16 protein-coding genes are annotated in these 18192 nt (G+C 67.0%); 7 read left to right on the forward strand and 9 right to left on the reverse strand.

What is annotated here, in order from left to right; translation table 11 throughout:
• Positions 1-10: 10 nt before the first annotated feature.
• Together NX782_RS08420 and NX782_RS08425 are read left to right on the forward strand one after the other, a co-directional pair.
• Positions 11-1282 carry a lipoprotein-releasing ABC transporter permease subunit gene (locus NX782_RS08420; protein WP_258844996.1) on the forward strand — a complete coding sequence of 424 codons (1272 nt, stop codon included), beginning with the start codon at positions 11-13 and terminating at the stop codon, positions 1280-1282.
• A gap of 93 nt (positions 1283-1375) precedes the next feature.
• Complete coding sequence (locus NX782_RS08425) at positions 1376-4252, forward strand: M16 family metallopeptidase (protein WP_258844997.1); 2877 nt, start codon at positions 1376-1378, stop codon at positions 4250-4252.
• 31 nt (positions 4253-4283) lie between these two features.
• Here the strand turns inward: NX782_RS08425 and NX782_RS08430 are convergent, their stop codons facing one another.
• From NX782_RS08430 to NX782_RS08445, 4 genes are all read right to left on the reverse strand, one after another.
• Positions 4284-5114, reverse strand: a complete 831-nt coding sequence (locus NX782_RS08430) for a metallophosphoesterase (protein WP_258844998.1) — start codon at positions 5112-5114, stop codon at positions 4284-4286.
• 76 nt (positions 5115-5190) lie between these two features.
• On the reverse strand, positions 5191-6345 hold the full coding sequence (gene glf / locus NX782_RS08435; protein ID WP_258844999.1) for a UDP-galactopyranose mutase: 1155 nt from the start codon (positions 6343-6345) through the stop codon (positions 5191-5193).
• 397 nt (positions 6346-6742) lie between these two features.
• On the reverse strand, positions 6743-7153 hold the full coding sequence (locus NX782_RS08440; protein ID WP_258845000.1) for a KGG domain-containing protein: 411 nt from the start codon (positions 7151-7153) through the stop codon (positions 6743-6745).
• Positions 7154-7299: 146 nt separating this feature from the next.
• On the reverse strand, positions 7300-8412 hold the full coding sequence (locus NX782_RS08445) for a mechanosensitive ion channel family protein (RefSeq protein WP_258845001.1): 1113 nt from the start codon (positions 8410-8412) through the stop codon (positions 7300-7302).
• A 119-nt stretch (positions 8413-8531) separates the two neighbouring features.
• Here NX782_RS08445 and NX782_RS08450 point away from each other — a divergent pair, with 119 nt between their 5' ends.
• Both NX782_RS08450 and NX782_RS08455 read left to right on the forward strand, forming a co-directional pair.
• A complete protein-coding gene (locus tag NX782_RS08450; RefSeq protein WP_258845002.1) occupies positions 8532-11828 on the forward strand; it encodes a response regulator in 3297 nt (1098 codons plus the stop codon).
• A complete protein-coding gene (locus tag NX782_RS08455) occupies positions 11825-12262 on the forward strand; it encodes an NUDIX domain-containing protein (RefSeq protein ID WP_258845003.1) in 438 nt (145 codons plus the stop codon). Before NX782_RS08450 ends, NX782_RS08455 begins: the two co-directional genes overlap by 4 nt.
• On the opposite strand, the gene NX782_RS08460 is transcribed toward NX782_RS08455, so the two are convergent.
• The gene (locus tag NX782_RS08460; protein ID WP_258845004.1) at positions 12252-14630 is read right to left on the reverse strand and encodes a hybrid sensor histidine kinase/response regulator; all 2379 of its coding nucleotides are present in this window, start codon (positions 14628-14630) and stop codon (positions 12252-12254) included. The two genes, NX782_RS08455 and NX782_RS08460, sit on opposite strands and share 11 nt — an antisense overlap.
• 120 nt (positions 14631-14750) lie before the next feature.
• Here NX782_RS08460 and NX782_RS08465 point away from each other — a divergent pair, with 120 nt between their 5' ends.
• Entirely contained in the window at positions 14751-15581 is an 831-nt protein-coding gene (locus NX782_RS08465; protein ID WP_258845005.1) for a phytanoyl-CoA dioxygenase family protein, read from the forward strand.
• Between the two features lie 15 nt (positions 15582-15596).
• On the opposite strand, the gene NX782_RS08470 is transcribed toward NX782_RS08465, so the two are convergent.
• The 4 genes from NX782_RS08470 to NX782_RS08485 form a co-directional block, all read right to left on the reverse strand.
• Positions 15597-15896, reverse strand: coding sequence for a hypothetical protein (locus NX782_RS08470; protein WP_258845006.1), 300 nt, complete (start codon positions 15894-15896; stop codon positions 15597-15599).
• 80 nt (positions 15897-15976) lie between these two features.
• Positions 15977-16234: a DUF5985 family protein gene (locus NX782_RS08475; RefSeq protein WP_258845016.1), complete on the reverse strand. Its 258-nt coding sequence runs from the start codon at positions 16232-16234 to the stop codon at positions 15977-15979.
• 11 nt (positions 16235-16245) lie between these two features.
• Positions 16246-16503: a DUF5985 family protein gene (locus tag NX782_RS08480; RefSeq protein WP_258845007.1), complete on the reverse strand. Its 258-nt coding sequence runs from the start codon at positions 16501-16503 to the stop codon at positions 16246-16248.
• Complete coding sequence (locus NX782_RS08485; protein WP_258845008.1) at positions 16504-16893, reverse strand: hypothetical protein; 390 nt, start codon at positions 16891-16893, stop codon at positions 16504-16506.
• 168 nt (positions 16894-17061) lie between these two features.
• Between NX782_RS08485 and NX782_RS08490 the strand changes: the two genes are divergently transcribed.
• Entirely contained in the window at positions 17062-17901 is an 840-nt protein-coding gene (locus NX782_RS08490; protein WP_370661774.1) for a DNA/RNA non-specific endonuclease, read from the forward strand.
• On the forward strand, positions 17898-18164 hold the full coding sequence (locus tag NX782_RS08495) for a hypothetical protein (RefSeq protein ID WP_258845009.1): 267 nt from the start codon (positions 17898-17900) through the stop codon (positions 18162-18164). The genes NX782_RS08490 and NX782_RS08495 overlap by 4 nt, the downstream gene beginning before the upstream one ends.
• Positions 18165-18192 lie beyond the last annotated feature (28 nt).

Consider the following 18192-nt stretch of genomic DNA (forward strand, 5'->3'; position numbering starts at 1 on the left):
AAATGCGCGGATGAGTATCCTGCACCGCCTGCCTTACGAGTGGCTGATCGGCCTGCGCTATACCCGCGCTGGCAAGCGCGCCAGCCGCAACCGCTTCCTCTCCTTCATTTCCCTGATCTCCGTGGCCGGGATCGCGCTCGGCGTCGCCGCGCTGATCGTCGTGCTGTCGGTGATGAACGGCTTCGAAAAGGAGGTCACCGCGCGCATGCTCTCGGTGCTGGCCCACGTCGAGGTGATGGCCGGCGACGGCGCCATGCCCGAGTGGCGCGCCGTCGAGCAGCAGGCGCTGCGCAACCCGGCCATCAAGGCCGCCGCGCCCTTCGTCGAGATCCAGGGCATGCTGCTGCGCGAGGACACCATGAAACCGGTGGTGATCCGCGGCGTGCTGCCCGAAGCCGAGGTGAAGGTCTCGGACATCGCCGGCCAGACGCATGCGCGCAACCTCGACGCCTTGAAGCCCGGCGCGAACAGCCTGGTGCTGGGCAGCGAACTGGCGCGCTCGCTGGACGTGAAGGCCGGCGACAAGGTGCGCCTGCTGGTGGCCGCCCCCGGGTCCTCGACCCAGCCGGGACAGATCTCGACCCGCCAGCGTGTGTTCACGGTGGCCGACGTCTTCGATTCCGGCAACTACCAGTTCGACTCGGCGCTGGGTTTCGTCCACGTCCAGGATGCCGAAGCGCTGCAGGGCCTGGACGCCCCGAGCGGCCTGCGCCTGCGCCTGGCCGACATGTATGCCGCGCCGGCAGTGGCGATCGAGCTGGCGCGCGGCCTCGACCAGCGCCTGTTCGTGCGCGACTGGACCCGCGTGAACGCAACCTGGTTCGCCGCCGTGCAGTCGCAGAAGCGCATGATGTTCGTGATCCTCACCATGATCATCGCGGTCGCCGCCTTCAACCTGGTCTCGACCCTGGTCATGACGGTGCGCGACAAGCAGGCCGACATCGCGATCCTGCGCACCCTGGGCGCCTCGCCACGCTCGATCATGCGCATCTTCGTGATCCAGGGTACGCTGGTCGGCGTGCTGGGCGCGCTGCTGGGTGTCGTCATCGGCGTGCTGTTCGCGCTGAACGTCGACGTCATCGTGCCGGCCATCGAGCATGCGTTCGGCGTGCAGTTCCTGGCCAAGGACATCTACCTGATCAGCGAAGTGCCGAGCGACCTGCGCTGGGGTGACGTCGGTCGTATCGGCGGGGTGGCGGTGCTGCTGGCTTTCGTGGCGACGCTGTACCCAAGCTGGTCGGCGGCGCGCCTGCAACCGGCTGCGGCCCTGCGCTACGAATGAGGGCACCGCGCGGCGCGTGAGAATGCGCGTACTTTTGAAGGTTTCCGACTGGTAAGCTCTTCGCTCGAAGATCAACCCAGCAAGGATAACCGGATGCGCCGCATTCTCGCCCGCCGACTCGTCAGTTTCGCGATCGCCGCCGTCTGGCTGGCGCCGGCGGCTTCTCAGTCCGCCTCATTCGCCGCCTTCGACCCCAACGCGCCGATCCCGACCGGCCCCGGGGTCAAGGTCGGCAAGCTGTCGAACGGCCTGACCTACTATATTCGCCAGAACAAGGTGCCGGCGCGCCGGCTCGAGCTGCGCCTGGTGGTCAAGGCCGGCTCCATCCTCGAAGACGAAGACCAGCGCGGCCTGGCCCACTTTACCGAGCACATGGCCTTCAACGGCTCGACTCATTTCCGCAAGCACGAGGTGGTCGGCTGGCTGCAGTCGATCGGGGTCAAGTTCGGCGCCGACCTGAACGCCTTCACGTCTTACGACCAGACGATGTACGTGTTGCCGGTCCCGACCGACAAGCAGGAAAACATCGACAAGGCCTTCACCATCCTCGAGGACTGGGCCCACGGCGTCAGCTTCAACGACGCCGACATCGACAAGGAACGCAGCGTCGTGCTCGAAGAGCTGCGCACCCGCAAAGGCGTGGGCGAGCGGGTCAACAAGGTGCTGATGCCCAAGCTGTTCAACGGCTCGCGCTACGCCGACCGTGCGATCGGCGGCACCGATGAATCGATCCGCAGCTTCAAGGCCGACGCGCTGCGCCGCTTCTACCGCGACTGGTACCGGCCCGACCTGATGGCGGTGGTGGCGGTGGGCGATGTCGAACCAGAAGAACTCGAAGAACAGATCCGCAAGCATTTCGGTCCGCTGACCAATCCGCCGACGCCGCGCCCGCGCGACTACGTCGAGATCGCGCCGCTGGCGGCGACCGAGGCGCTGGCCGTGACCGATCGCGAGCTGCCAATGAATTCCGTGCTGCTGCATTACCCGGTCAGCTATGCGCCGGACCGCGGCACCTATGGCAGCTACCGCGAGCGCCTGTTCGAGCGCCTGGTCGGCGGCATGCTCGCGCAGCGCCTGCTCGAAGTGGGCCAGCAGCCGAATCCTCCCTTCGTCGCCGCCAGCAGCGGCATCGCGCAGATGACCCCGCGCTACCGCGGCTACATGGCGCGGGTGGTGCTGGGGGCGGGCGGCAGCGCCCCGGCCCTGGCCGCGCTGCTGCAGGAACAGCAGCGCGCGCGCCAGCACGGCTTTGCCCAGGCCGAGTTCGAGCGCGCCCGCAAGAGCCTGCAACGCAGCGAGGAACGCAGCTATAACGAGCGCGCCGGCACCACCTCGGGCACCTATGTGGCCGAGTACATCCGCAACTTCGTGGCGGGCGAGCCGCTGCCGGGCAGCGAGGTCGAGCACCGCATGGCGCAGGAGCTGCTGCCGGCGATCACGCTGGACGAGGTGAATGCCTTCGCGCGCGGCTTCATCCCCGGCGACGACAAGAAGCTGGTGATTTATGTGGGCGGCGAAGCGGTTCCGGCGCCGGCGCCGGCCCAGCTGCTGGCCGAAGTCGCCGCCGGCGAGAAGGCGGTGGTCGGCGTGCGCGAAGAAAAAGCGCTGGCGAGCAGCCTGATGGTGCCGCCGGCCACGCCCGGCAGCATCGTCGCCGAAAGCCAGGACAAGTCGCTCGGTATCACGCGCCTGAGCTTCTCGAACGGCGTCAAGGTCATCCTCAAGCCGACCGGATTCCAGCAGGACCAGGTGCTGCTGGGCGCGCGGCGCTTCGGCGGCCAGAACCTGTTCGACGAAAAGGACCTGGTCAATGCCCGCCATGCCAGCGCGCTGGTGGCGGCGATGGGCCTGAAGGACTTCAGCCCGCTCGAACTGCGCAAGATGCTGGCCGGCCGCAATGCCAACGCCGCCGTGCAGTTGGGCATGGACACCGACGAGATCGGCGGCTCGTCCGGCGCCTCGGCCGAGGAGATCGAGACCATGCTGCAGCTGCTGTGGCTGCGCTTTAACGGCGTGCGCCGCGACGAGGGCTTGTACAAGTCCTACCTGGCCAAGGAAGAAGAGGTGCTGCGCCACCGCGACGCCACCCCGCAGGCGCGCTTCGGCGACGTGCTGGTCGACACCCTCTATGCGAAGCACCCCTACGAACCGCGCGCCACGGTGCTGGCCGACCTGCCCAGGGTCGACCTCGACCGCAGCATCGCGCTGTACCGCCAGCGCTTTTCCAGCGCCAGGGGCTTTACCTTCGTCCTGGCCGGCAAATTCGAGGTCGACAAGATCAAGCCGCTGCTCGCGACCTACCTGGGCACGCTGCCGACGCCCGAGCTGCCGCTGGCCTACCGCGACGTCGGACTGCGCTACGCCACCGGCGTGGTCAAGCAGGAAGTCAAGGCGGGCACCGAGCCGAAGAGCACCCTGGCGCTGAGCTTTACCGGGCCGACCACCTGGTCGCCGGACGAGCAGCTGCGCATCGAGGCGCTGGTCGAGGTCATGAACCTGCGCATCGTCGAGGTGCTGCGCGAGAAGATGGGTCTGATCTACAGCGGGCGCATGAGCGGCGGCATCGTCCGCACGCCGTGGGAACACTATGTGATCGGTACCGCGCTGCCGACCGGCCCCGACCAGGTCGAGCGCATGCGCGTCGCACTGTTCGCCGAAATCGAGCGTCTCAAGCAGGAAGGGCCGGACCAGGCCGAACTCGACAAGGTCAAGCGCAACTGGAGCCAGTCCTGGCAGAACAATATGCGCAGCAATGCCTACTGGGTGGCGGCGCTCGGCAATGCGGCGCTGTACGGCAGCGATCCGCACCGCCTGCTCGACCAGCTGCAGCGCGCCGGCAACATCACGCCGGAAGACGTGAAGCTGGCGGCGCAGCGCTATTTCAATACCGGGAATTACGTGCAGGTGGTGCTCAATCCCGAGGACGTGAAGCCGGCGCAGAAGCTGGCCGGCGCGGCGGCAGCGCGCTGATTCGGCGCTCGCTGACGCTAAGCTGGTTGAGCTACAGCTCGATCACCAGCTCCGGCCGGAACGCCGCCTGCTCGCCCTTGTTCGCATAGCCGAGCGGGTTGGCGAGCACGCGGCAGGTCCGCCGGCGGCCATCGATCTCGCCCTCGACCAGGTAGTCGTTGGCGCAGTGCAGGTGGCCGTGCATCCAGACGTCGGCGTAGGGGATCAGCGCGTCCATGCTGTTGCAGAAGCCCGCGGTGCCGGGCGTGATGCCGTAGCGCGGGTCGGCGCTGCGCAGGCTGGGGGCGTAATGGGTGACCACCACGGTCGGTCCGTCAAAGGGCGCCGTCAAGGCGCCGCGCAGCCAGTCCTGGCAGGCCAGCGACATGTCGCGCTGGCCCTCGGCCAGCACCGGCTCGCCGTCGCGCAGGGTGGTGTTCTTGGCCAGGTAGTAGTTGGCGGCGCGGAAGGCCTTGCCGCGTGCCTGCAGCTGCTTCGTGAGGTCCTGTTCCTGGCTGGCGACCCCATCGAAATCGGCCCACAGCGTGCTGCCGATGAAACGCACGCCATCGATCTCCAGCACTTCGCGGTCCAGCCATTCGATGCCGAGTGCGGCGCAGACACGCTGCAGGCGTTCATAGGCGTCCCCGTATTCGAGGCTGTCGAATTCGTGGTTGCCGGGCACGTAGAGAACCCGTGCGGGCGACTGGGTGCGTTGCGGGGAAAAGCGCGCGAGGCCGAAATCCTCGTCCGGCAGGCGGCTTCTGGCCTGGTAGGAGCCGATGTCGCCGGCCAGCACGATCACGTCGGTGCCGGGATGGATGAGGGGTTCGAATGTGGGATCGCGCTCGAGGTGCAGGTCCGAAAATAGCTGAATTCGCATGATCGGGCCAGTATAACGGCATAGACGCACGACCGCCGGCGGCGTGCGTGCGTCTATCGGGCTTGTTAATGAAGGATCAGGCCAGCGGATCGATCGCGAAGGCCGGCATGCGCGCTTTCTGCTGCGCCGCTTCCAGGAACTTGTCGGCGGTGGTCAGCGCCTCGTTGATGGTGACGTCCATGTCGAGGTAGCGGTAGGTGCCGAGGCGGCCGACGAAGGTCACATTCTCTTCCTGCTTGGCCAGGTTGACGTAGCGCTCCAGCTGGGCCTTCTCGCGCGCCTGGCGGATCGGGTAGTAGGGCAGGTCCTTCTCTTCGCACTGGCGGCTGTATTCCTTGTACATGATCGAGCCTTCGTGCTGTTCCCACGGCGAGAAGTGCTTGTGCTCGGTGATGCGGGTGAAGGATTCGGCGTTGTCGCAGTAGTTGATGACGGCATTGCCCTGGTAGTCGCCTTTTTCGCGGAACACTTCGAAGTCCAGCGTGCGGTAAGGCAGGCGGCCTTCCTGGTGCTTGAACCAGGAATCGATCGGGCCGCTGTAGAACACGTGGTCGTAGTCGACCTTCGAATCCGGATCGAATTTGGTGTTCAGGTGCACGGTCACGCCCGGCACGTCCAGGATGCGCTCCACCAGCACCGTGTAGCCATCCTTCGGCATGCCCTGGTATTTGTGGTTGAAGTAGTTGTCGTCGTAGTTGAAGCGCACCGGCAGGCGTTTCAGGATGCTGGCCGGCAGTTCGCTCGGCTGCAGGCCCCACTGCTTGATGGTGTAGGTCTTGAAGAAGGCTTCGTAGAGCTCGCGGCCGACGAAGCGCAGCGCCTGTTCTTCGAAGGTGGTCGGGTTCTCGATCGACTTGTCGCCGAGGCCCGCCAGGAATTCCTGGGCTTCGGCCGGGCGGAAGGTCTTGCCGAAGAACTGGTTAATGGTCAGCAGGTTGATCGGCAGCGTGTAGACGGCGCCGTTGGTGATGGCTTTGACGCGGTTCACATAGGGCATGAACTCCATGTAGCGGTTCACGAATTCCCAGGATCGCTCGATGTCGGTGTGGAAGATGTGGGGGCCGTAGACGTGGACCATGACGCCGGTCTCGGGGTCACGCTCCGAATGGCAATTGCCCGCCACGTGGGGACGGGATTCGAAGACTTCGACCGTGTAGCCCGCCTGGGCGAGCTGGTTGGCGATCACGGCTCCCGAGAATCCAGCGCCGACGATGGCGATATTTTTTTTCATCTGTTTTATCCTAAAGTTGTGTTGAATCTACGCGCTTGCGGAGGCCGCAAGCCCTGAAGCTGGGTGCTGGATAAGAACATGAGTGCGACGGAGGGCTGCCTACGATGGCAACCCACGAACAGTGGTTGCGTGCGCGGCCGGCCGGGCGCAGGGTCGTTCGCGGACCGAAAACACATCCCGGTGAGGCGTAGCGGCGCGGGCGCGGCGTTCAATATCGTGCCAAAAATATATCATTAATCACCCGTTCGGCATCGCACAATTGGATGCGTTAGGGCGCGCACGGAAGGATGAGGCGGGCTCGTCAATACGCGTGATGCGTCACGGATATTGATGAGTGAAAATGAAAACTGCCGGCGCGGGGCCGGCAGTCGGTCAAGTACCTGTGAAAGCCGCTGGATCAGCGCTTGTCGTTCTTGTGGCTTTGCGCGCCGGCGCGGGCATGCTGCTCCGAGGAGCCGCCGCGGGTGCCGCCGTTGCCGCCGTTGTTACCGCCGGATTGCTGGTTGCCGCCGTCGTTCTTGTGGCTTTGCGAACCGGCGCGGGCATGCTGCTCCGGCGAGCCGCCGCGGGTGCCGCCGTTGCCGCCGCCGCCGTTACCGGCATTGTTGCCGCCCGACTGCTGGTTGCCGTCGTTCTTGTGGCTCATCGAGCCGGCGCGGCGTGCTTCTTCCGAGGTGAACTCGTGGGCATTGCCCGAAGCGTGGGCGGCGCGGCCGCCCTCCGAAGCGATTTCACGCTGCTTCTGCGGATCCATGCCTGCGAAACCGCGGTTACCGTTATTGCCGTTCTGTTGGTTGTTTTGTGCCATGATCATTCTCCTTTATGAATGGTTGCCATGCGTTCCTCGTTGCGAGGAGCTGGATTCATCTTATGCGGTTTGCATAAACCCGGCTATAGGACACGCCATGGCCGGGTTGTAGGATGAGTCCGGCGATCTCTGCAGACGGCGCGATCTCAATGGCGCCAGGCCGGGCCCGCCGGGGCGCCGGACTGCGAGGGCGCGCCGGCCGGCGGGTCGGCCAGCTTGACGATCGACAGCGGGTGCGCGAAGCGGATGCCTTCCTGTTCGAAGCGCCGGTAGATCTCCAGGAAGATGTCCTGCTGCGCGTCCATGTGCAGGATGTAGTCGGGACTGCGGAAGTGGTAGACCACCTCGAAGTTCAGCGACCACTCGCCCCAATTGAAAAAATGGGCGCGCTCGAAATCGACGTTCGGCTTGGCCGTGACGATCTCGCGGATGATGCGCGGGATCCGGCACAGCAGCTCCTCGCTGGTGCCGTAGGCGACCCGCAGCACGAAGGCGACCCGGCGCGTCTCCATGCGCTTGTGGTTGTGGATGCGGCTTTTCAGCAGGTCGCCGTTCGAGAACACCACCTGCTCGCCGCCCAGGCCGCGCACCCGGGTCGTCTTCAGGCCGATATGTTCGACCGAGCCGAGGACGTCGCCGACGATGATGAAATCGCCGATCTCGAAGGGTTTGTCCAGGGTGATCGAGAGCGAGGCGAACAGATCGCCGAGGATGTTCTGCACCGCCAGCGCCACCGCGATACCGCCCACGCCCAGGCTGGCCACCAGGGCCGTGATGTTGACGCCGAAGTTATCGAGCACCATCAGGAACACGATCACCCACAAGGTCAGGCGCAGGCTGAAGCCCAGCACCGCGCTGGAATTGCGGCGCGCGCCGTCCTGGCCCTGGCGCAGCATGTCGCGCCAGGCGCGCAGGCCGACGTCGCCCCACACCGACACCTGTAGCAGCAGGGCGGCCACGGCGATGCGCGATATGAACAGCTCGCGCGCGCGGCCCAGTTCGAGGAAGGTGCTGCCGAAATACACGGCAAAGGCGGCAATGAACAGCAGGTAGGTCTTGGACAGCATGGTCACGACCAGGTCGTCGAGCCGGGTCTCGGTGACGGCCGAGGTCGCGGCCAGGCGCCGCAGTATCATCGAGCGCAGGAAGGCCATCGCCACGGTCGCCAGCACCGTCACCGCCAGGGCCACCGCCCAGTCTTCGAGGGAATTGCCGAGGAAGGAAAACCGGCGCAGCGGCGCCAGGAAGGGAAGACTCATCAACTTGCTCCAATTCGAACTGCATACCGTCCTAGTGTGGAGGCGCCCGGCATCGCGGCGCGCACAATTGACTTTCGGCAGCTTGCGGCATACATTGCATTATTTGCATCATCTTCCGCATGACCAAGGACCTTACCAGCATCCTCCTCGTCGACGACCAGCCTGCCAATCTGGCGGTGCTTGAGGCCACGCTCGTCGGCCTGGCCGGAGAGATGGTCTCCGTGACCTCCGGCGAAGCTGCGCTGCGCGAGGTGCTGGCGCGCGACTTCGCGGTGGTGCTGCTGGACGTGCGCATGCCGACCATGAACGGCTTCGAACTGGCGGAACTGATCCGCCAGCATCCGCGCACCCAGGCCTTGCCCATCATCTTCCTCACCGCCGGCGACGCCGGGGACTTCCCGATCGAGCGCGCCTATGCGCTGGGCGCGGTCGACTACATGATCAAGCCCTTCAACCCCACGGTGCTGCGGGCCAAGACCGGCGTCTTCATCGAGTTGTACCGCAAGCGCGCCCAGCTCGCCGAGATCGAAGAGGAGCGTCACCGCGCCGCCCTCAAGAGCCGCGACGAGCAGCTCGCGCGCAGCGAGCGGCAGGCGCAGGCGGTGCGCGACCAGCTGGTGCGCGAACTGCAGGCCGCCGGCGACCGCATGCGCGACATCTTCCACCGCGCGCCGGCCCTGATGTGCGTGATGACGGGACCGGAACACGTGGTCGACATGGCCAACCAGCGTTTCCTGGAACTCGCCGGCGGCCGCGCGCTGGCCGGGCTGCCGCTGCGCAATGCCATGCCCGAACTCGAAGGCCAGGATTTCCTGGAGCTGATCGACGGCGTCTATCGCAGCGGCGAAGCGGTCGATGCCAGCAATGCCCGCCTGCTGCTGCGCGCGCCCGCGCCGCGCGCCGGCCTGGACGAACACTTCCTGGACTTCGTCTGCATGGCGCTGCGCGAACCCGACGGCAGCGTGTCCGGGGTGCTGCTGCACGGCGTCGACGTCACCGACCGCACCCGCGCCAACGCCCTGGCGGTGGGCCAGCGCGGCGCGCTCGAACTGGCCGTCACCGATGCGCCGCTGGGCGACGTGCTGGACGTGCTGGCGCGCACCGCCGAGGACTACAGCGGCGGCGCCGCCATGGCCTCGGTGCAGCTGGTGTCGAACGACGGCCAGTACCTGCGCCACGCCGCCGCGCCTTCGCTGCCGCTGGAATGCCAGCTGGCCCTCGACGCCTTGCGCATCGCGCCGCTGAGCGGCAGCGCCGGCACCGCGGCCTGGCGCGCCGAGCCGGTGGCCAGTCCCGACATCGCCACCGATCCCGTATGGGGCGCGAAGCGCGACCTGGCCCTGGCCTACGGCCTGCGCGGCTGCCGCGCGCTGCCGATCCTGGCGCCGTCCGGCGCGGTGCTCGGCACCTTCAGCCTGTATTACCGCGACGTCGGGCTGCTCGCGCCGCAGGAAGAAGCGGCCTTGGCCCTGCTGGCCAACACCGCCTCGCTGGTGATCGGCCAGCGTCACGAAGCGGCCGAGCGCCAGGCCGCGGAGCACCGCTCGCGCGCGATCCTGGAGAGCATGAGCGAAGGTTTCATCGCCCTCGATGCGGCGTGGCGCATCACCTACGCCAACGGCGCCGCCGAGGGCTTGACCCGGCGCCGCCGCGAAGACCTGGTCGGCGGCCAGTTCTGGGACCTGTTTCCGGCGCTGCGCGATGCCGATCACGCGCCGCTGCTGCGCCGCAGCGCGCTGGAGCGGACCCGCAGCCGCCTGGAGGTCTACGACGAGGCGCAGGCGCGCTGGTTCGAGATCAACTCCTTCCCGACCGAAGACGATGGCATCGCACTGTACTTCCGCGACGAGACCGACCGCCGCCGCGCCGAGGAAGGCGTGCGCCGCCTGGCCGCGGTGGCCGAGCAGTCTTCGGACTTCATCGGCATCTTCACGCCGGACGCCGGCGGCATCTACCTGAACCCGGCCGGGCGCCGCATGGCCGGCCTGGGTGCGGACACCAACATCGCGGCCTGGCGCATGCTGGACTTCTTCCCCCGCGAAGACCGCGCCTTCGTGCGCGACCACATGATGACGGCCCTGACCGGCGACGCGGCGGCCTGGGAGGGCGAGCTGCGCCTGGCCCAGCCGCAGGGACGCGAGCCGATTCCGGTCTACTTCAAGGGCTTCGCGGTGCGCGACGCCAACGGCCAGAACATCGGCCTGGCGACCATCACGCGCGACATCACGGCGCAGAAGCTGGCCGAGGACGAGCTGCGCCGGGTCGCGGCCGACCTGTCGGAAGCCGATCACCGCAAGAGCGAATTCCTGGCGACGCTGGCGCACGAGCTGCGCAACCCGCTGGCGCCGATTCGCACCGGCCTGGATCTGCTGCGCATGCAGTCGCAGGGCGCGGCGCGCGACGAGGCGGCCGCGCGCCGCATCCACGGCATGATGGACCGCCAGCTGGGCCACCTGATCCACCTGGTGGACGACCTGCTCGACATCGCCCGCATCACGCGCGGCAAGATCGAGCTGAAGAAGGAGCCGGTGCTGCTGCGGACCATCGTCGCCACCGCCGTCGAAACCAGCACCGCGCTGATCCAGTCCCACGGCCACGAGCTGAGCGTGGAGCTGCCGCCCGAGCCGCTGGAACTCGAAGCCGACGTCACGCGCATGGTGCAGGTGCTGTCCAACCTGCTCAACAACGCCGCCAAGTACACCCCGGGCGGCGGACGCATCGGGCTGTCCGCCTGGCGCGAGGACGGGCAGGCGGTGATCGCCGTGTCCGACAGCGGCATCGGCATCCCGCCGGACGCCATCGGCTCGGTGTTCGAAATGTTCACCCAGGTGCGCGGAAGCCTCGACCGCGCCCAGGGCGGCCTCGGGATCGGGCTGTCGCTGGTGCGGCGCCTGGTGGAACTGCACGGCGGCCGCGTGAGCGCCTTCAGCGGCGGCCGCGGTCAGGGTTCGACCTTCACCGTGCGCCTGCCGCTGCGGGTCGGCACGCCGCATGCTGCGGGGCCGGCGACGCAGGCCGGGGTCCATGCCCAGGGCGCCGGCGGGTCGCTGCGCGTGCTGGTGGTGGACGACAATCTGGATGCGGCCGAGAGCCTGACGGCGCTGCTCGAAGTCCTCGGCCACACCACCATGAGCGCGCACGACGGACCGCAGGGGCTGGCGGCGGCGCGCGCCTTCGTGCCCGACCTGGTCCTGCTCGACATCGGCCTGCCGGGCATGAGCGGACACGAGGTCGCGCGCGAGATCCGCCGTAGTGCGGCGCTGCGCAAGGTGGTGCTGATCGCGCTGACCGGCTGGGGTTCCGAGAGCGATCAGCGGCTGTCGCACGAAGCCGGCTTCGACCAGCACCTGATCAAGCCGGTCAGCCTGGAAGCGCTGGAGCAAGCCTTGAGCGCGGCGGCACGGGGGCTGCCATGAAGGGCAGCAGCAAGCCGGTCGAGGTCTCGTGCGGCACGCTGGTGGTCGATGCGGCCGGCCGCCTGCTGATCTGCCACGTGACCGGCACCGCGAAATGGGACATTCCAAAAGGCCTGCAAGACCCGGGCGAAGACACGTTGGCGGCGGCGATGCGCGAGCTGTACGAGGAGGCCGGGCTCGAATTCGAGGCCGCGCGTTTCCAGGACCTGGGCCGCTTCGAATACCGGCGCGACAAATGCCTGCACCTGTACAAGGTCGAGGTGGGTGATGAATTGCCCGACCTCGGCCACCTGATCTGCCGCAGCTTCTTCCCGCACCACGTCACCGGCAAGCCGACCCCGGAGACGGACGGCTTTCGCTGGGCCACGCGGGAGGAGGTGGGGAGGCTGTGCTGGCCACGCATGGCCGCGCGCCTGCTGTCGCTCAGCTGGTGAGCTGGCGCGGGGCGGCCAGGCGCGCCAGGACGTCTTCGATCGCGGTCACGGTCGCGGGCTTGGTCAGGTGGGCGTCAAAGCCGGCGGCGCTGCTGCGGGCGCGGTCCGCTTCGCCGCCCCAGCCGGTCAGGGCCACCAGGCGCACGCCTGCGCATTGCGGATCGGCGCGCACCTTCTCCGCTACTTCGTAGCCGGACATGCCCGGCATGCCGATGTCGAGGAACACGATCTGCGGACGCAGGCTGGCGATCATGCGCAGCGCCTGGTGGCCGTCGGCCGCCACCGGCGCCGTGTGGCCCATGATGCCGAGCAGGGCCGCCAGGGTCTCGGCGGCGTCGCGGTTGTCGTCCACCACCAGCAGCTGCAGGGCGGCGGGCGCGCCAGGCGCGGTCTCGAGATTGTCCTGGACCGGCATCGGACTGTCCTTGCCGGCCAGCGGCAGGCGCACCGTGAAGACGCTGCCGGCATCGATGCCGCGGCTGGCGGCGGTGATGGTCCCGCCATGCAGTTCGACCAGGCTGCGCACCAGCGAGAGGCCGATCCCGAGGCCGCCATGGCTGCGCAGGGACGGATGCGAGACCTGGGTGAACATCTGGAAAATCGATCCCATCGATTCGGCAGGGATGCCGATGCCGTTGTCGGAGACCACGATCACGGCCTGTTCGCGGTCGTGTTCGAACTCGCGTTCGACGGCGACCACGATGGCGCCGCCGCGCGGCGTGTACTTGGCGGCGTTGTTGAGCAGGTTGCTGACCACCTGGGTCAGGCGTACCGGATCGGCATACAGCTGGAGCGGCGTGGCGGGCAGGCGCAGGTCGAGGCGATGGCGGGCGGATTCGATCAGCGGCATGCTGGTGTCGACTGCGGCGCGGACCACGTCGTCCAGATCGATCCACTCGGGTTTCAGCTCGATCTGGCCGCGCGTGATGCGGGCGACGTCGAGCAGGTCGTCGACCAGGTGCACCAGGTGGTCGAGCTGGCGGTCCATGATGTCCTGCACCCGCGCCAGCGCCTGCGGGTCGCCCCTGGTGCGGCGCATCAGCTGCAGACCGCTGCGGATCGGCGCCAGCGGATTGCGCAGTTCGTGCGCCAGGGTTGCCAGGAAGGCTGTCTTGCGGCTGTCCTGCTCGGCCAGGTCGTCGGCCAGGCGGCGCAGTTCGAGCTCGGTGCGGCGCCGCTCGGTGATGTCGGTGAACAGCACCACGATCTTGCGGCTGCCGGCCGGCCCGACCCGCGCGGCGTAGACCTCGTACCAGCGGTGCAGGTCGACGGCTTCTTCGATGAAGCGCACCGGTTCGCCGGTGGCGGCGACCCGGCCGTACAGTTCGTACCAGCGGCCTTCATGGCCGGGCATCAGGGCGCGCGCGGTTTTGCCGACCGGATCGGCCAGCCCCGTGTGGGTGCTGAACGCGCGGTTCACCTCCAGGTAACGGTAGTCGCAGGGCTTGCCGCCGGCGTCGTACAGCAGTTCGATCACCCCGATGCCGTCATCCACCGAGTCGAACAGGGTGCGGTAGCGTTCCTCGCTGGCCTGCAGGCGTTCCTCGGCCTGCTTCTGCACCGTCACGTCGATCACCACGCCGCGCAGGCGGGTGACACCCTGGCTGTTGCGCTCCAGCTGGCCGCGCGCCAGCAGCCAGCGCCAGCTGCCGGCGCCGGTATCGCGCACGCGGTAGGTGGCGGCATACGCGCCAGCGCCATCGTTCACCGCCTCCTGCAGGCGCGCCTCGGTCGGCGCCAGGTCGTCGGGGTGGATGGCCGCTAAATAGGCGGACAGCGGCGCGTTCTCGGCAAGCTCGGGGTCGACCCCGAACATCACGGCCATGCGGCGGTCGGCCACCACCCGGTCGGCGTCGATATCCCAGGTCCATACGCCGATCCCGGCGGCGGCGATGGTCGCTTCGAGGCGCGCGCGGGTCTCTTCCAGCGCTTCCTGGGCGCGGGTGCGCTCGGCCGCGGTATCGTAGGCATCGAGGTAGAAGCGGGCCTTGGACTTCAGGATCGGCGGCGAGATCGGCTCGTCGAGCACCGAGAGGGCGCCGGCCTCGTATAAAGGCTCGACTGCGAAGTCGCGCCGCGGCGGCAGGCCGATCGCCACCAGCGGCGTCGGCGGAAACGCCGCGCGCAGGCGCCGCAGGAGGCCGGCGAAGGCATGCACGTCGCCGGTATAGCCGGCCAGGATCAGGGCGAAGCCGGGCGGCGCTGTGTGGCGCAGGGCTTCGTCGGCGCTAGGTACGCGCAACACCTCATAGCCGAGTTCCGCGGCCACGCTCGCCACTGCCGGATCGACGTCCGGGCGGTCGCAGACAAACAGAACGCGGCCGCGCGTGGGCCTGGGCTTATTGCCAGCGTCGTGAACAACTTGCATCCGGGGTCCGTATCGTCGATAGTCTTCGCAATGTAGGAGCAGTCCCACGGAAAGTCAACCATCGGCCGTGCGCGCCGCTTGCCAGCTTGGCGGTAGGATGGCGCCCCAGGAGGAGAGATCATGACCAAGGGTACAGAGGAAAATTTCGACGTCGGCGCCATCATGGGCGGTATCTACGGCGACGGCATCATCGCCCGCAAGGGCGCGTTCACGAAAGAATGGGTGGGGCGGCTGAAGGAAGACATCGAGACCCTGTTCGCCGAAGCGCGCGCACGGCCGGGCGGCGCCCTGGAACGCGGACCGGCCCGCTATTACGTCGAAGTGCATCCGGAGCGGATCCGCGGCTTCGTCGAACTGGTGACGCATCCGTGGGTGACGGCGGTGTGCCGGGCCGTGCTGGGGCCGGACTACAAGGTGGTCGAGGCCGGCTTCGACATTCCCTTTCCGGGCGCGATGCACCAGCCCTGGCACCGCGACTTCCCGGCACCGGAAGCGACCCTGGTCGGGCGCCGCCTGAATTCGCTGGCCTTCAACATCACGACCGTCGACGTGACCGAGGAGATCGGCCCGTTCGAGATCGCCCCCGGCACCCAGTGGGACGACCTGGCGGGGACCGACCCGATGTTCCCGGACAAGTCGCTGTATCCGCGCTACGAGGCGCGCGCCCAGCGCAAGCTGCCGCAGGTGGGCGATATCTCGGCGCGCTCGGCGCTGACCATCCACCGCGGCACCGCCAACCGTTCGCAGCTGTCGCGCCCGATCTTCGTGCTGGGCGTGGATGCGCCGGACGCGCGCAACGCCGACAAGCACGACCTGCAGGTCACCCGGGCCTACTGGGATGCGCTGCCGGAAGAGGTGCGCAAGCACCTGACCTGCCGCGTGGTCGACTCGCTGGAAGACATCTATCAGGCCCACACGATCGAGGGCCTGCGGATGGGCGTGACGATGTAAAGACCGGGCCGGGGCTCAGGCGTCGCCGCCCTGGGCATCCTGGCCGTCGTCGCCTTTCAGCTTTTCCGGCTTGAGCGAATCGGCCAGCGCATCGGAAGCGATGCCCTTGGGGGCCTGGCCGACGCGGCGGGTGGAATCGGACTGCTGGTCGAGGTTGACTTCCTCGGCCACTTCGAAACGGCCGTCGGCGGCGCTGTTGTCCGTGTTGTCGGCGGAGCCTGCCGGCAGCAGGTCTTCCGAGCGGCCGTTCTGTTCCTCGGCCGGGGTGGCGCGCTGCTGGTTCTGTTGCCCTTGCTGATTCTGCTGGTTTGCCATTGCTTCCTCCTTTGCATGATCGTCAAGCGATTATGGCGCAGGGGGATGGGCGCGGGCGCACGCTACCGGAAGATCCCGGCTTACCGCTTCTTCCGTTCCGGCAGGTTCTTTTCCAGGATGGCCCACAGGATCAGCCCATAGGCGAGCAGGCGGATCAGGTAGTGCAGCGGCGAATCTTCGCTGTCCTGGTAGCTCAGGGCCGAATACACGCGGTGCGCACCTTCGATGCCGAAGGACAGCGCGAAATACAGGAAAAAACGGTCGCGCGTACTGCGCCAGAAGCGCAGGAAGAACAGCGCGATCACGGTCGAGGCCATGGCGATGGCGCCGGTCAGCATATAGTTCACGTTCACTCCTTCTCGTAGATCAAGCCATACAGCAGGAGCAGCATCGACACCAGGGCCGACAGCAGGCGTACCGGCAGCAGGTAGATATCGGGGAAGACGATCTTGTCGAGCACCAGAAATAAATTGTTCACCGTCATCGCAACGAAAGACCAGCCGCTCCAGAACAGCAGGCGGTGGCCGGTGCGGCGGTAACTGGCCAGCAGCAACCAGGCGCAGGCCAGCGAGGTCAGGGCACACAATGAATAAATGGTAAACGCCACTTAGGAATCCTTTCGCCATTTGAAGGCGTCAGCGAACTGCTGGGCCTTGCGGTCGAGGGAAGAATGGATGAGGTGGGTGACTTCGACCAGGTGGGTCGAGTACAGGTCGGCCAGACGGTCGATGCGTTCGCGCAGCGCGTCTTCGCGCGGCTGATAGCAATACGCATCGGTCATGCCGGGTGCGGGCGCAGCCATCCCCGAACGGCAAAGTTCGTCCAGCAAGCCTTCCGCGACCTTGTCGCGCACGTAGAGACGGCGCGCGAGGGTATCCCGGCTCCAGCCCTGCGCCGGGTTCGCCCGCATCAGCAGCAGGGCTTCGAGGAAAGGCACCGAGGGAATGCTGGTCAGCACGAAGCGCCGGACATCCTCGGGAATGGAGAAATTATCCATTGCCAATATGTTTGCTCAAATGCACTTTAGCTTTTGGAAAGCGCGCATTCTATAACATTCCGATCGGAAATGCGTTTTCGTATCGTGCGCAGGCGCGATTTCATGCAATGCGGGCACGCAAGGAGTACTCGGCTACAATGGCGGCACGATTGATCTTTGTTTATTACCATGCTTCAGAAGTTGTTTGCTCCGCTTGTTTTACTGTCCAGTCTGCTCACTCTGGGGGCCTGCGACAGGCAAGCCGGCGAGGCGTCGCGCGCCCACACCCCGATGGCCGGCGCGCCGCGCACGGCCGAATCCTGCGCCGACCATTATCTCGAAGGCCGCGCGCCGCAAATCCAGAACCCCAAGCTGGCGCCGGCCACCAAGGAGCTGTGCTTCAAGGTTTTCAGCGTCATGCATTCGGGTATCACCCGCACCCCGCTGTGGTCGGCCGAGCACCTGGAAGCGCACGAGGTTGAAGCGGCGCAGCAACTGACGCGCGAGAATTCCTTCCACGCCGAGACGCGCGTGCCGGCCGGACAGCGGGCTGAGCTGTCCGACTACGCGCGCAGCGGCTTCGATCGCGGCCACATGGCCCCGAACGGCGACATGCCGGACCGCGATGCCCAGCGCGACAGCTTCAGCCTGGCGAACATCGTGCCCCAGGACGGCGAGAACAACCGCCACCTGTGGGCCGGCATCGAAGGGGTGGTGCGCAAGATGGCGAAGAAGGAAGGCGACCTGTATGTGGTAACCGGACCGGCCTTCCTCGGCAGCAACCTGCGCAAGGTCGGCAAGGTGCTGGTGCCGACCCACTTGTACAAGCTGGTCTACAGTCCGCGCCAGAAAGCCGGCGCCGCGTGGTTCGTCGAGAACACGGCGGATGCGAAGCCGAACGTGATCCCGATTCCGGAACTCGAACGCATCATCGGCATCAATTTGCTGCCCGCATTGAGCGACGAGGAAAAGGGACGCATGCTGAAACTACCGAACATCCGCCAGAAGGGCGACAGGAGGAATTCATGAGCGACAAGCACGGCGAACGCAGCTTCGTCCCCTACGCCAACGAAGCCGACGTGATCGAGATCGGCCACCTGATGCTGGAAAACCGCCTGGACCGCATCACCATTTCCGGCGATGTCGACCTGACCGCCGACAAGCAGGGTCTGGAGGCCGCGCGGCGGCTGCGTGCGCTGCTCGGCGCCGTCGTCGCCAGCCTCGAAAGCCGCGACCTGCCGGACCGGTTGCCGCCACCCGATGTCGAAACAGTGGACAATCCATTTGCATAACATTGACGGGCCGCAAGGCCCGTTTTTC

The sequence above is a fragment of the Massilia norwichensis genome (genome assembly GCF_024753245.1).
GTDB classification, from domain to species: domain Bacteria; phylum Pseudomonadota; class Gammaproteobacteria; order Burkholderiales; family Burkholderiaceae_D; genus Telluria; species Telluria norwichensis.